We start from the raw sequence: 14,038 nt of genomic DNA, 5'->3' as shown, positions 1-14,038 counted from the left end.
TGATGGGGATGGCAACGGCCCAGGAACGACAACGGCAATTGCAGCAGGAGTTGAGCCGGTATCTGCAGCAACTGCAGGGCGATGCCACGGTGCAGCAGGTGATCGTGTTTGGTTCGTTGGTGACGGGAGAGATTCATCCCTGGTCAGATATTGACTTGGTGGTGATCCAAGAGACGCCGTTGCCCTTCTGGCCCCGAATAATGGCGATGCGACGGCGACTGCAGCCCCGAGTTGGGGCAGATATTTTGGTCTACACCCCAGGAGAATTTCAGCAGCTCTGTCAGGAACGTCTCTTCTTTCAGCAGGAAGTTTTACCGAAGGCTAGAGTTATGCATGGGGCTCAGCAGTGGTTTGGCTTTGCCGATGAGGACTTGCAGGCTGCTGAGGTGCTGCTGCAGGCTCAGCTCTATGGCCCAGCCTGTTTCCATAGTCAACAGGCTGTTGAGAAGGCACTGAAGGGTCTCTTAGTAGCCCAGGGACAGTTACCGCCGTCGATACACACCTTGCAAGACTTACTTAACCTGCTAGCACTAGACCAGACGACTGATTGGCCTGCTCGGGTGGCGGACCTGGACGGGGTTTATCTATCGGTGCGTTACCCAGATGCGGTGGCTGGGACCGAAGGGCCGGACCAGGCGATGGCCAGTCAGCTCTATAGGAATGCTAAGGACCTAGTGAGGCAGATGCGAGAGCAAATCGCCTAGATACTTTAATTCCGCTTTATCGCTCATCAAAGATAAAGTTGAATCTTTACACTCAAATCGTTTCTCAGCCTCTGTTGCCGATGAGCTACGTTTCCTGGGGCTAGGCGCGACAAGTTGGGCCTGCCGCGGCTGCGGAATCAGCCATCTACCTACTAGGGCTGCTAAATCTTTTGATGGCTAAATATTCTTGAATGGCAATATAGTGAATAAATCCATGTTGACGCAAGCCGTCAAGGAGGGTCCTATGTTATTCCGCCAACTGTTTGATTACGCCACCTGGACCTACAGCTATCTGGTGGCGGATCCGGCCACGGGGGAGGCGGTGCTGGTGGATCCGGTCCTAGAGCAGGTGGAGCGCGATCGCACGTTGCTGCAAGAGTTAGGGTTGACCTTGGTCTATTGCCTGGAGACCCACATCCACGCCGATCATGTCACCGGCAGCGGACGACTACGGGAACTCACCGACTGTCAGGGAATTGTGCCGGCCAATGCTGAGGCCGCCTGTGCCGATCGCCAGGTGCAGCATCAGGAAACGCTGCCGGTGGGTGCAATCGCAATTCAGGCCATCGCAACCCATGGCCATACCGACAGCCATATGGCCTATCTGGTCAACGGCACCCACCTCTTGAGCGGTGATGCCCTGTTGATCCGGGGCTGTGGTCGCACCGACTTTCAGAGTGGCGATGCTGGCACCCTCTACGATCACGTCACCCAACGTCTGTTCACCCTACCCGAGGCCACCTGGGTTTATCCGGGGCACGATTACCGCGGCCACACTGTCTCCACCATCGGCGAAGAGAAGCGCTACAATCCTCGCTTCGTCGGTCGCGATCGTCAGAATTTTATTGAATTTATGGCCCAGTTGGATTTGCCTGCTCCGAAAAAAATCATGGAAGCGGTGCCGGCCAATGAGCGCTGTGGGTTGCCTCAGGTCTTGGTGTAATCTCTGGCCGAGTTGTCGTTGGTAGACGGAAAAAGGCAGCGGGCAGAATCAGGATGCTTGCTAGGTCAAGAATTCACTGATTTGGCATGGCCTAACCTGGCTGGCTACAGCTATAAATGATGCTGAGGTTGACTCACTAGCCAACATGAGCACCAGGGTTAAGGGCTACGCTTGGCCTGGTTGAGTTCTTTACGCAGCCGCGGCAGTTGGTCGACGATGATGGCCACCAGAATAGAGATCATGATACTTGCGATCGCAGCCAGGATCACCACCTGCAGCAACGACTGCCCGGAAGCCTGCACCGCCGACTCGGAGATTACCTGGACCCGAAAGAAATCGTCGACGCTATTGTCTAAATCGGCTTGAGCCGTCTCGATGTAGCGCTGCTCATATTCCAGCGAGGCTAGCTCCACTAGGGTGCGCGCCCGCTGCATTTCTAGGGCAGTGCGCTGGGGGCTCTCCAGGTTGGCTTCCAGGGGCGGGGCCTGGGCGATTTCGGTCTCGAGTTCTTGAATAATACTGCGCTGCCGCTCTAGCCGATTATCTAGGGCGGCCAGCACTTCTTCGCAGGCATAGTCCAAAAGCTCTGCTAATTGGGTTTCTAAGGCCTCTAGCAGGGCCGGAGTCGCATTCTCGAGGGGGGACGGCTGCTGCGATGATCGCAGGGTCACTGCCGCCAAGCCCGTCTCGGTGTCGTGCTCTACTTGGGTTGTCACCCCCTCGGAGCGGTAGTCTGATAACGCCTGAGTCGCCACGGCATCCACCTGGGCCTGGCTCAGCCCGGTTGCTGCATAGAGCCGCAACTCATCGATGGTCTGCTGTCTGGGGGCAATGGCAACCGTCAGGTGCTTTTGATAGGTCTGAGGCCGTGTTGCCGTCCAGGCCACCCCTAGGGCTGACAGCCCTACCGTCGTCAGGGCAATCACCTTCCAGGTGCGACCGAAGAAGCACAGGATGTCGACTAGGGAAATCTCATCGGGGTCGGACTGCGGCGCTGGGGTCGTAGACGACTCACTCATGGGTTCACCTTAAGCAATCAAGGGCACGTAGTATGACGACCTTCTCCAGCGATTGTACGCCTGACCAGCAGCATAGGATATGGATCATCCTTCACAAACTCGAACCGAGATCGCTAACTACAATGGCAACGACACCTATGGCACTGACGAAAGCACTGACGAAAAGGGCATCTATTCAGGTTAGGAGCATGAGGCGTAGTCTCGCTCAGAGAGCTGCCTGAACTACAGTAAGGAAAGAGAGGTAATGAGCCCACTATGACTGCATCCTGGCTCGATCTGCCCCATTCACTCCCAGCCGAGGAACAACGACTGGTATTAGAGGGGGTCACCTGGCAGCAATACGATGCCCTGGTCATTCTTTTCATGAACCAGTTTCCGGCGCTGCGGATGACCTACCTGGAGGGGACCCTCGAACTCATGACCACCTCCCCCGAGCATGAACGCCTCAAGACAATCATTGCTCGCCTGATTGAAGCCTTTGCCGAAGAACTGGACGTAGATCTCAATGGCTATGGCGCTACAACCTTCCGCCAAGAAGCTGCCGCCTGTGGCCTAGAGCCCGATGAATGCTACTGCCTGGGCGAACTCCACGAGGTACCTGACATCGCCCTGGAAATCGTCCTCACCAGTGGCGGTATCGATAAACTCAAGGTTTATCAAGGCTTAGGCGTTCAAGAGGTGTGGTTCTGGGAGCATCAGCACCTTAGCATCTACAGCCTGATAGACCCTGAGTCGGGCTACCAAGCCAGCGCTACGAATCAACTCCTCCCCCAACTTGATGCCACCTTCCTGGCCAGCTTTGTGGATAATCCTAACCAAACTCAAGCCGTCAAAGCCTATCGACGCGCCTTGCAAGCATAGCGAGCGCGCTGCCCAGTGGCCAAGTCGCCTTTTGGGGAGATTTACCCAGTTCACTACCACCCCTAAGCCCTACGGGCAGGCTCCGCCAACACCCTACACTCTTCACTCCACCCCATCACCCCACCACCCCATTTCCCGTGGGTCCTTCCCTGGCCACTCATAATTTCCCCCACCTAGGTAAAACGACTCACGCTACTCACTCAAAACTCAAAACTCATCACTTTCCTCCGTCCTCCGTCCTCCGTCCTTTGTCCTCCCCATCACCCCCCACTGCACAGGAGGTTATCCTTAAAGACACTGCATGCTTGGAATGAGCAAATATGGTCAGCCAGCCGTTGGATATCCCCTTACCCCCAACCCAGGACGATCTGCCCTGTGATGATGGTGTGCCCATGGCAACTCAGCGCCATAAGCTGCAGCTGGATCTATTGCTAGAGACGCTGCAGCCCTGGTTGGCCCAGCGCCATGACGGCTATGCCGGCGGCAATATGTTCCTCTACTACAGCATGGCTCAGGTGCGTAACCAGGATTACATGGGGCCAGATGTGTTTGTGGTGGTGGATGTGCCCAAAAAAGAGCGCAAAAGCTGGGTGGTGTGGGAAGAAGAGAAAGGCCCCGACGTGGTGATTGAACTGTTGTCGGCCAGTACGGCCCGGTACGACAAGATGGGCAAGAAGCGTCTCTACGAGCAACAGGTGCGGGTGCCGGAGTATTTCTGGTTTGATCCCTTTAATCCAGAGGATTGGGCCGGGTTTCGCTTGGTGGGAGGCCGCTACGAACCGCTGGGGGTGAACGATGCCGGTTTTCTGCCGAGTGAATCCTTAGGACTGAGCCTGGGGCGCTGGTCGGGGCAGTATCAAGGCGTAGAGGCGGTGTGGCTGCGCTGGGCCACCCCGAGTGGGGTCTGGTTACCGACTAAGGATGATCTGCTGACCCAGGAACGGCGGCGGGCGGAGCAGGAGCGGCAACGGGCGCAGCAGGAGCATCAGCGGGCCGAGCACCTGGCGGAGCGATTGCGGGCCATGGGCGTCGATCCGGATGAGCTGTAGACTCTATCCCAACCAGGTTTCAGCGATCGCCAGTATTCAATGTGCATCAGCTCAGGTGATGGCAATGGCAGAGTCCCTTTACAACACGGATTTCTACTCCTGGACGCTTCAGCAGGCCGAACTCCTACGGCAGGGCGAGCTTCAGTTGCTCGATCGGGATCACTTAATTGAAGAGATTGAAGACTTGGGAAACCGTCATTACGATCAATTAGAAGCTCGACTGGTTCAATTAATCGCTCATCTCCTGAAGTGGCAAGTACAACATTGGCAACGCTCGAATAGCTGGCGAGCAACCATTCGAGTCCAGCGACTTTCCATTGAGAAACTGTTGCGTCGCAACCCTGGTCTGCAGTCTCGCGTTGATGAGGCCATGGCGGAGAGTTGGGAAGAGGCCAAGCTGTTGGCCATAGCAGAAACGGGCTTACCCGATGAGCAATTTCCCGAAACTTGTCCCTATCAGTTTCCACAGGTCATGGATCCGGATTTCTGGCCAAATTAGCCTGGAAAAACCCGATGGGAATGGTTGTATGTCAACCCAGGTCAAGAAAACCTTATACGACACCGGCTGTCATGGCTGATCGTGAGATGCAGCATCAAGACATCAGGATGACGGGACAGAGCCGCTCGCGATCGCAGTCGTCAGGGATAAAGACTATTCAAATGGCAGTATCAACCCGAGAAACCAAGTAAAAGCTGGCTGATAACAATTGACCATCACCGAGATGAAATCGAGATACTCCTCGTAGACAGTCCTAGTTTAAGGCGAGAACTGGAACCAGCACTGGCGATGATTTATCCCAAGGCATTGCGGGATGCACAACGTGACACAGGATTGTCAGAGGATACGTTTTCAGGATCTTGTCCATTCACGTTAGATGATATTTTGAATCATCAGTTTCTGCCTGAGAGAACATTTGGGTAGTTAGGTGAGATTATCTCAGACCACTACCGTCTCTGAGGTAGCAGACTTACTGCGAAACCGAATCCCGTCATTCCGGGCAAGCGCAGCGCTACCCGGAATCCAGGCAGAGTACTCTGAGCCAAAGCCGAGATTTATTCCCTGGATTCCCGCCGCCGCGGGAATGACCGTAGTGGGTCTCTCGGGTAGTTAGGTGAGATTATCTCAGACTCCTACCGATCGCAAGATCACTTCTGCCAAGCCCATTTGGGGGGCGTCGTCGGCTAGAGATGCGATTTTAGCCGCCATAATATGAGCTAATTGGTTCAACCTGAGCGCGGCTTAGGGTATAGTTGCAGAGAACAATCAGTCCCCCTATCATTTGATGCGAAGTGGGCTTCGATGGTCTACGGATCTCAGTCCCTTCCCCGTAGCCTTCTTCATCCTGGCTAGATACGCTCGGTTGGAGCCTGAACGGATATAAGGAGGCCGAATGCAGAGAAGGTGTACCCGAAATCGCAAGCGTTCTCAACGCCGGGCCATTTACTGTCCTTTTCATGGGTGCTATCTAGATAGCGTGAGTCAGAAGTATTCGCTCTATGCCGAATCGCCGCAGCGGTTGACTGCCAAGGGGATGAATCGATTGTCGGCCTTGATGCTGGTGGCGAATTGCTCGACGGTGCTGCTAGAGGGGGAATGGCTAGAGGCATTCTGGTGCCCTCAATGCCAGCGCAGCAGCTGGTATCACGTGGAGAAAATTGGCGCGCGAGGGTATCGTGTGCAACTGGCGCCGCAGGCGTTGTGGCGGCAGGCGACGGGGGTAGTTCATCCGCGCGGTAATCCCTCGGTGGGCGACTTTACCCGCCGCCAGGCCCGCGCCGGAGGGGAAATTCGTGATTTTCGTTGGGCTCAGTAGATTGGCTCTATATCTAACGAGTATTTGAAGTACACTATCAAATCTCGGTTTTATTCCAAAAATGTAATGGCAATAGTTTATGAGCGATAGTCTTGAGATACTTAGGCAACTACGCCAAAAAATTCAAAGCCGATCAGCTAAAGTTGGCGTGGTTGGCCTAGGTTATGTTGGCTTACCGTTTGCTGTTGAGAAAGCGAAAGTTGGATTTTCGGTATTAGGAATTGAGCGAAATAATACTCGAGTAACTCAAGTTAGTCAAGCCAAAAGCTACATTGCTGATGTTTCTACTGAAGATCTATATCAAGTAATTACATCCGGAAAGTTGTCAGCCACTACAAATTTTGAAGATGTTGCCAAGCTAGACATTATTGTCATTTGTGTTCCTACACCTCTGACCCGCAATTTAACTCCTGACCTTACCTATGTTGAGAGCGTCACTGAGCAGGTTGCAAAGCGGCTAAGGCCAGGACAACTAATTACACTGGAGTCAACAACTTATCCTGGCACTACGGATGAAGTTATGTGCCCCATACTAGAACGAATAAGTGGGCTAAGACAGGGGGAAGATTTTTTCTTGGCTCATTCTCCAGAGCGTGTAGATCCTGGCAACAAGCGTTACACCACCAAAAATACTAACAAAGTAGTAGGTGCTTCTGACCCTCGCTCTCGTGAAATTTCTGCCTTCTTCTATCAGCAAACTATTGATAGCATTGTTCCGGTTAGTAGTGCTAAAGCGGCAGAGTTAGTCAAGGTCTTTGAAAACACATTTAGAGCTGTTAATATTGCGCTCGTGAATGAGCTGGCAATGTTGTGCGATCGCATGGACTTAAATGTCTGGGAAGTACTGGATGCAGCCAATACCAAACCTTTTGGCATCATGCCATTTTATCCAGGGCCAGGTGTGGGAGGACATTGCATCCCTCTAGACCCTCACTACCTAGAGTGGAAAGCTAAAGAATTTAATTTTGAAACCCATTTTATTGCCTTGGCTGGAGAAATCAATCGTAGAATGCCCGAGTTTGTACGGGAGAAAGCATGGCGGATTCTAAATAATCTTGGCGTAGCACCAGCTAAGGCGAAAATTTTGGTTATGGGAGTAGCTTATAAGAAAGATCTTGACGACTGTCGGGAGTCACCTGCCATTGCCATTATTAGCCATTTGCTGAAAGATCACGCAAATCTTATCTACTATGATCCTTATGTAGCAGACATTACTATCAAAGACCAAACTCTCTATTCAGTTGAGCTAACTGATGAGGTGATTGCTACAGCTGATTTAGTTTTGATTGCCACTGACCACACCCAAATTGATTATCTGGATTTGGTTAGAAAAGCTAAAGCGGTGTTAGACACTCGAGGAGTGACACGGAATTTAAACTGCAATTCTGATAAGGTGACATTATTGTGAATCAGGTAGTTGTTGTTGGGGCAGGGAATTGGGGAAAAAATTTGGTTCGAAACTTTCATGAGCTAAATGCCTTGGCTGGTGTGGTAGAGGTTAACCCTTCCCTGCGCCATGCACTGTCAGTGAATTATCCCGAGACTATTATTTACAGCGACTACCAAGAAGCATTAATAGCAGATGCTATGGCAATTGTGCTGGCAACGCCAGCCTCTACTCATTATTCACTAGCACTCGCTGCCTTGGAAGCAGGAAAAGATGTATTTATAGAAAAACCCATGACCCTGCGGACAGAGGAGGCACGAGACCTGACCACCTACGCCGATGAACACGATCGCATTCTCATGGTGGGTCACTTGTTGCTCTATCAACCGGCGATCGCCTGGATGCGCGACTATCTAGCAGCAGGTAAAGCGGGGGCCGTTCGCCATATTGCAACCCAACGCCTCAAACTAGGACGGGTGCGAGCGGAGGAAAATGTCTGGTGGTCTTTTGCGCCCCATGATATCTCGGTGGTGCTGGAACTGTTGGGCCGACCGGCGCTAGAGTCGGTTCAAGCCCAGGGACAGGCAATAATCCAGCTAGGCATTGAAGATTATGTCCATGTGGATCTTACCTTTGCTGGTGGGCAGTCGGCTCACATACACTGCTCCTGGTACTGGCCTTTGGTAGAGCGTCGCACCACGGTACTCTGTGAACATCAAATTCTGGTCTATGACGAAGTGGCACAGACCGTAACGATTCACCACAAGCGGGTCGATGGAGAGACTCGGCAGCACTTTGATGAAGGAACAGATTCCATTGCAATCGCGGCAGACCAACCCCTGAGGCTGGAATGCCAACATTTTCTGAACTGCCTGGAAACACGACAAAGACCTCACTCAGATGGCTGGAATGGGGTAGCTGTTGTCGAAATCCTAGAGCGGGCTCACATTCAATTAGATGCAGTGGGGAATAAAGAAGATGGATTTAAAGACTGAATATGAGCTTGACTTTTATGCCTGGATAACTCGCAATGTTGCCTTACTGCGAGCAGGTCAGCTGAGCGACATCGACGCAGAACACATTGCTGAAGAGCTAGACAGTATGGGAAAACGAGACCTGCGTCAGCTCCGCAGTCGTCTGCAGCTCTTAGTCATGCATCTGCTCAAATGGCAGTACCAACCCGACAGACAGAGTAAAAGCTGGCTGGCGACGATTGATCACCAGCGAGATGAAATCGAGATGCTTATCCTTGATAGTCCTAGCTTACGGCGAGAATTGGACCCCACACTGGCGATGATTTATCCCAAGGCCGTGCGAGATGCCCAGCGGGAGACAGGATTAGCCCGGGACACATTTCCAGAAACTTGTCCATTTTCATTAGATGAAATTTTGAATCAGCAGTTTCTGCCTGAGACAAGGCAATAACTCTGGAGTTTGGGCCATGACAGACTACTTTGTGCATCAGTCGGCCTATGTGGATGAAGGGGCGATCGTCGGAACAGGAACCAAGATTTGGCATTTTTCCCATATCATGGGCAAAGCCGAAATTGGTCAAGACTGTTCCCTGGGACAAAATGTTTTTGTCGCCAACAATGTCCACATTGGCAACGGTTGCAAGATTCAAAATAACGTCTCTCTCTATGAAGGTGTCATTTTAGAAGACTATGTTTTCTGCGGCCCTAGCATGGTTTTCACAAATATCAAAACTCCTCGGTGTGAATTCCCGCGCAACACGTCGGATGATTATCAGAAAACCTGGGTGAAGCGAGGAGTCAGTATTGGTGCCAATGTCACAATTGTTTGCGGAGTTACATTGCATGAATATGCATTTATAGGGGCTGGTGCAGTGGTGACTAAGGATGTGCCAGCCTATGCAGTCGTTTCTGGGGTACCTGGAAGAGTAACGGGTTGGATGAGCGAATATGGAGATATTTTGAAATTTGATTCTGATGGCTATGCCACCGATACAACAGGAATCACCTATCAGAAAGTTGCTGAGCAAGTGGTAAAACGTCTTTCTTAATTAGAAGTCATTATAATCGGTTGACAACCTATCTACCGTATCTATTAAACGTTAAGAGGATAATCGAGTGGACCAGTTAGAGATTCCGATTCTAGATCTTAAACCTCAGTATGAACAGCTAAAAGAAACAATTCAAGCAGCCATTTTACGTGTTGTTGAATCTGGTCAATTTATCATGGGACCAGATGTAAAGCAGTTCGAGCAGGAAGTGGCCCAATACTTAGGCGTTAATCATGCCATTGGTGTTAATAGTGGCACCGATGCATTATTTATTAGCATGCGCTCACTGGGAGTCGGACCTGGAGACGAAGTTATTACAACACCGTTTACCTTCTTTGCTACTGCAGAAGCCATCAGTCATGTTGGGGCCAAGCCTATCTTTGTAGACATTGACGAACACACGTTCAATATAAATCCAGACCTAATCGAAGAAAGAATTACCGAGCGAACGAAAGCCATTCTACCGGTTCATCTCTATGGCCGCCCAGCAGAAATGGATAAGATTATGCTACTGGCTCAAAAGTACGATTTAAAGGTGGTTGAAGATTGCGCTCAGAGTTTTGGAGCTCGTTACTTTTCTGCTCAAGGTAATAATAATTTGTCTAATGCTTACGCAGGTAAGCAGACTGGCACAATTGGAGATGTAGGTGCATATAGTTTTTTCCCCAGTAAGAATTTAGGGGCCTATGGTGACGGGGGGCTGATTGCTACGGATGATGACGTTGTAGCTGAAACTGCCCGGATGTTAAGAGTCCATGGAGCTAAGAAGAAATACTACAACGAAACAGTCGGTTACAACTCTCGTCTGGATACAATTCAAGCTGCTATTCTTCGAGCTAAATTGCCGCATATTGACACTTGGAATAATGCTAGGCGAAAAGTAGCTCAGCATTATAATCAACTATTTTCTGATGTAACCGGAATTATCCCTCCAGAATGCATTGAAGGTCATGTTTTTCATCAATATACTCTTACGATAAAAGATAAACGAGATGCGGTAGCTCAGCACTTAAGACAACAAGGAATCGGCTCTATGGTGTACTATCCAGTACCACAAGATAAATTGCCAATTTATCAAGGGCAATATCCACCTAATCCAGTTAGTGATAGAATTGCCAATCAAGTTTTAAGCCTTCCAATTTGGCCAGAATTAACATTCGATAAGCAAAGAAGAGTTTCTCAGACTCTACTTTGTGCCTTTGAATAATAGAATAATGTTTTGATTGATGTCCTATTACTTTACATCATTTTACTTTACATCATTAATGTCGATCGGTCATGCTTAGAGACGCTTAACTTAGTGATATCCACTCCACGCCAGATTGAATGCCAGGTTATCAGATATTCCATCTATTGAAATCATTCCTGCAGCAAGCTAAGTAAAGTTCCGACCATCAATTTTTCACTTAAGCCTTGAGATCAGCTAGCAAAAATTTCTGCAAATTTTTCGACGATTCTTTTTCTGAAAAATTTCCTTTAGGTTTAGATGACTATTGGAGAATAAGAGTTGATATATATCACTTTGCCAGCTTACAACGAAGAAAAGTCTCTGCCAAGTTTACTAAAAAAAATTGATCACGTTATGGCAGAGTCAAACTGGGAATACAAAGTGATTGTCTGTGATGATGGTAGCCAAGACAGAACTCGTGAGCTTTTAGCTGAATATGCCCAGTTACTTCCTTTAGATATTCTTTGCCACAAAATCAATCGGGGTTTAGGAGAAACCGAACGGGATTTATTTGAGTATGTTGCTGAAATTTCCCACCCGGAAGATGTAATTGTTCGGCTAGATTGTGATGATACCCATGAACCTCATTTCATTCCTCATTTGGTGTCTAGGTTGAATAAAGGTTTCGATGTGGTGATTGCTTCTAGATTTCAACCAGGAGGCGGGCAACTGGGGGTTAGCGCTTACCGAGCCTTCATTAGTTGGTGTGCCAATCTATTCATGAAGTTCTTTTTTCCTATTCAAGGTGTCAGAGAATACTCCTGTGGGTTTCGAGCCTATCGCGCTGAATTGATTAAAGAAGCGATCGCATTTTATGGCAATAATTTTCTGCAATTAAAAGGGTTAGGATTCACAGGAACCTTAGAGAAGCTGATCAAACTGAAAATGCTGGGAGCCACTTTTTCAGAAGTGCCGTTTGTTCTTCGTTACGACCAGAAACAGAGTGCCAGCAAGATGATTGGCAGTATTACAACGCTGGGATACATGGTGATGACAATCATGTATCACTGGCCCTGGGGAGGGTGGCGGACAGCGATCAAAAGAAAACATCGGGATTGGAGAGTTACAAATGACAGACCTTGAGCAAGTCAAGGCCTTTAAGGTATGTGCGGATTAGTTGCTGTTTTAAGCTCCGGTCAAAGTCTGGAAGACCGACTTCCCCTAATTGACCGTATGCTCGCTTCTCTTTTCCATCGCGGGCCTGATGGAAGAGGCGTTAAGCACATTCCTGGTCAAGCTTTGTTAGGGCACCAACGCTTAGCCATTATTGATGCAGAGCATGGGGCCCAACCCATGAGCTCTTCGAACGGTCGATATTCACTTATTTTTAACGGTGAAATTTATAACTATTTAGAATTACGTCAGTCGCTCATACAGCAAGGAGAGCGATTCGAGACATTTTCTGATACAGAAGTCCTCCTTAAATTATTAATTAGAGATGGAGCAGCAGCGATTGATCGACTCAATGGCATGTTTGCTTTCATCTTTCATGATCGCTTAGAGAATAAGTGGATTACTGCTCGAGATCCCTTCGGCATCAAACCACTTTATTACGCACATTGTCAAGAAGAGCTTTTATTCGCTTCAGAGATTAAGGCATTACTCTTACACCCTGAAATTGCTGCAAGTCGTGACAATCAAGCTCTACATCAGTATCTTTGTTTTCAATTCTGTTTAGACGATCACACCCTCTTTGAAGGAATCAAAAAAATAAGACCTGGTTCATATTTGCTGGGACAAGGTGATCAGATCAAAAAAGAGATCATTTATTGGGATACCAACTATCAAATTGACCAGTACCACACGGAAGATTACTTTCTTGATCGGCTGAGTTCTTTATTAGAAGATACGCTGCGACTTCAAATCCGCTCTGACGTCCCCTTAGGAGGATACCTTTCAGGTGGAATTGATTCCAGTTTGATCTGTACTCTAGCAGCTCAACATCTGGAAACTTCTTTCCCAATGTTTCACGGACGGTTTGCAGAGGGGCTAGCCTACGATGAATCTAAGTACGCGCGAATTGTTTCAGCCAATTCATCAGGGCAATACTTTGAGACTGTTCCCACGGCTAAACAGTTTGTAGAGAGTTTGCCGTACCTGATTTACATGCTTGATGAACCGCTAGCAGGTCCCGGACTATTTCCACAATTTGCGGTGAGTAAGCTGGCTAAGGAGCAGGTGACCGTTGTGCTTGGAGGACAAGGAGGGGATGAGATTTTTGGCGGGTATGCTAGATATCTGGTGGGATATCTAGAGCAAGCCTTGAAGGGGGCAATTTTTGAAACTCAAGAAGAAGGGAAACACGTCGTCACTTTAGAGTCAATTATTCCCCATTTATCCATTCTTAAACAATATAAGCCATTACTTGCCAACTTTTGGAGTCGTGGGCTGTTTGAGCCTATGGATGCCCGTTACTTTCATCTGATTGACCGTAGCCAGGGGATGATGAGGTTACTGAATCCCGAGATATTAGCTGGCTTTGACCGAACAGCATTATTTGCTGACTTCCAGGCCATTTTTAATCATCCAGATACCCAGTCTTACATCAATAAGATGACTCACTTTGATCAAAAAACGTTGCTACCTGCCTTGCTACAGATTGAAGATAGAGTCAGCATGGCTGTGTCTTTGGAATCACGGGTACCGCTATTAGATACACGAATTGTTGACTTAATAACGACCATGCCTCCCCCGATGAAATTTAAGGGAGGACGTACTAAACATATTCTTAAGAAAGCGATTCGTCATATATTGCCTCCAGAGATTCTGAATCGTAAAGACAAAATGGGATTTCCAGTTCCCTTAAAAGAATGGATGAAAGGTGGATGTGTTCGGGATTTTGTCGGTGACACCCTACTTTCTCAACATAGTCTAAATCGGGGAATTTTTCGTCCCGAGGCTTTAGAAGCAATGATGTCAGACCAGGGTGTAGGGGGACGGCAACTTTGGGGAGCGCTTTGTCTAGAGCTCTGGCATCGACAGTTCATAGATTCAAATTAAGAAGACAATG

14 protein-coding genes and 1 pseudogene are annotated in these 14,038 nt (G+C 49.1%); 14 read left to right on the top strand and 1 reads right to left on the bottom strand.

Annotated elements, in window-relative coordinates; all coding sequences use genetic code 11:
• Positions 1-8: 8 nt before the first annotated feature.
• Together XM38_RS08570 and XM38_RS08565 are read left to right on the top strand one after the other, a co-directional pair.
• Positions 9-704, top strand: a complete 696-nt coding sequence (locus XM38_RS08570) for a HEPN domain-containing protein (RefSeq protein WP_187329339.1) — start codon at positions 9-11, stop codon at positions 702-704.
• Positions 705-948: 244 nt separating this feature from the next.
• Entirely contained in the window at positions 949-1,647 is a 699-nt protein-coding gene (locus XM38_RS08565) for an MBL fold metallo-hydrolase (protein ID WP_080812078.1), read from the top strand.
• Positions 1,648-1,805: 158 nt separating this feature from the next.
• Here the strand turns inward: XM38_RS08565 and XM38_RS08560 are convergent, their stop codons facing one another.
• Positions 1,806-2,666 (bottom strand): GumC domain-containing protein, encoded by an 861-nt coding sequence (locus XM38_RS08560; protein ID WP_088429537.1) that lies wholly within the window; start codon positions 2,664-2,666, stop codon positions 1,806-1,808.
• A gap of 255 nt (positions 2,667-2,921) precedes the next feature.
• Here XM38_RS08560 and XM38_RS08555 point away from each other — a divergent pair, with 255 nt between their 5' ends.
• From XM38_RS08555 to asnB, 12 genes and pseudogenes are all read left to right on the top strand, one after another.
• Positions 2,922-3,527, top strand: coding sequence for a Uma2 family endonuclease (locus tag XM38_RS08555; protein WP_080812049.1), 606 nt, complete (start codon positions 2,922-2,924; stop codon positions 3,525-3,527).
• A 320-nt stretch (positions 3,528-3,847) separates the two neighbouring features.
• Positions 3,848-4,576, top strand: a complete 729-nt coding sequence (locus XM38_RS08550) for a Uma2 family endonuclease (protein ID WP_080812051.1) — start codon at positions 3,848-3,850, stop codon at positions 4,574-4,576.
• Positions 4,577-4,640: 64 nt separating this feature from the next.
• Entirely contained in the window at positions 4,641-5,075 is a 435-nt protein-coding gene (locus tag XM38_RS08545) for a DUF29 domain-containing protein (RefSeq protein ID WP_080812080.1), read from the top strand.
• A 165-nt stretch (positions 5,076-5,240) separates the two neighbouring features.
• A pseudogene (locus XM38_RS28810) lies at positions 5,241-5,498 on the top strand (DUF29 domain-containing protein); the annotation flags it as partial.
• Positions 5,499-5,967: 469 nt separating this feature from the next.
• On the top strand, positions 5,968-6,390 hold the full coding sequence (locus XM38_RS08535; RefSeq protein ID WP_080812055.1) for a hypothetical protein: 423 nt from the start codon (positions 5,968-5,970) through the stop codon (positions 6,388-6,390).
• 79 nt (positions 6,391-6,469) lie between these two features.
• A complete protein-coding gene (locus XM38_RS08530; RefSeq protein ID WP_080812057.1) occupies positions 6,470-7,798 on the top strand; it encodes a nucleotide sugar dehydrogenase in 1,329 nt (442 codons plus the stop codon).
• Entirely contained in the window at positions 7,795-8,772 is a 978-nt protein-coding gene (locus XM38_RS08525; protein ID WP_080812059.1) for a Gfo/Idh/MocA family protein, read from the top strand. The genes XM38_RS08530 and XM38_RS08525 overlap by 4 nt, the downstream gene beginning before the upstream one ends.
• Positions 8,756-9,202, top strand: a complete 447-nt coding sequence (locus XM38_RS08520) for a DUF29 domain-containing protein (RefSeq protein ID WP_080812061.1) — start codon at positions 8,756-8,758, stop codon at positions 9,200-9,202. The genes XM38_RS08525 and XM38_RS08520 overlap by 17 nt, the downstream gene beginning before the upstream one ends.
• 16 nt (positions 9,203-9,218) lie before the next feature.
• On the top strand, positions 9,219-9,800 hold the full coding sequence (locus XM38_RS08515) for an acyltransferase (RefSeq protein WP_080812062.1): 582 nt from the start codon (positions 9,219-9,221) through the stop codon (positions 9,798-9,800).
• A 67-nt stretch (positions 9,801-9,867) separates the two neighbouring features.
• Positions 9,868-11,007 carry a DegT/DnrJ/EryC1/StrS family aminotransferase gene (locus XM38_RS08510; protein ID WP_080812064.1) on the top strand — a complete coding sequence of 380 codons (1,140 nt, stop codon included), beginning with the start codon at positions 9,868-9,870 and terminating at the stop codon, positions 11,005-11,007.
• Positions 11,008-11,322: 315 nt separating this feature from the next.
• The gene (locus XM38_RS08505; protein WP_187329338.1) at positions 11,323-12,111 is read left to right on the top strand and encodes a glycosyltransferase family 2 protein; all 789 of its coding nucleotides are present in this window, start codon (positions 11,323-11,325) and stop codon (positions 12,109-12,111) included.
• A 21-nt stretch (positions 12,112-12,132) separates the two neighbouring features.
• Positions 12,133-14,028 (top strand): asparagine synthase (glutamine-hydrolyzing), encoded by a 1,896-nt coding sequence (asnB, locus tag XM38_RS08500; RefSeq protein ID WP_088429535.1) that lies wholly within the window; start codon positions 12,133-12,135, stop codon positions 14,026-14,028.
• Positions 14,029-14,038: the final 10 nt, after the last annotated feature.

The sequence above is a fragment of the Halomicronema hongdechloris C2206 genome (assembly GCF_002075285.3).
Taxonomy (GTDB): Bacteria; Cyanobacteriota; Cyanobacteriia; order Phormidesmidales; family Phormidesmidaceae; genus Halomicronema_B; species Halomicronema_B hongdechloris.
This window is presented reverse-complemented; position numbering and strand designations above follow the sequence as displayed.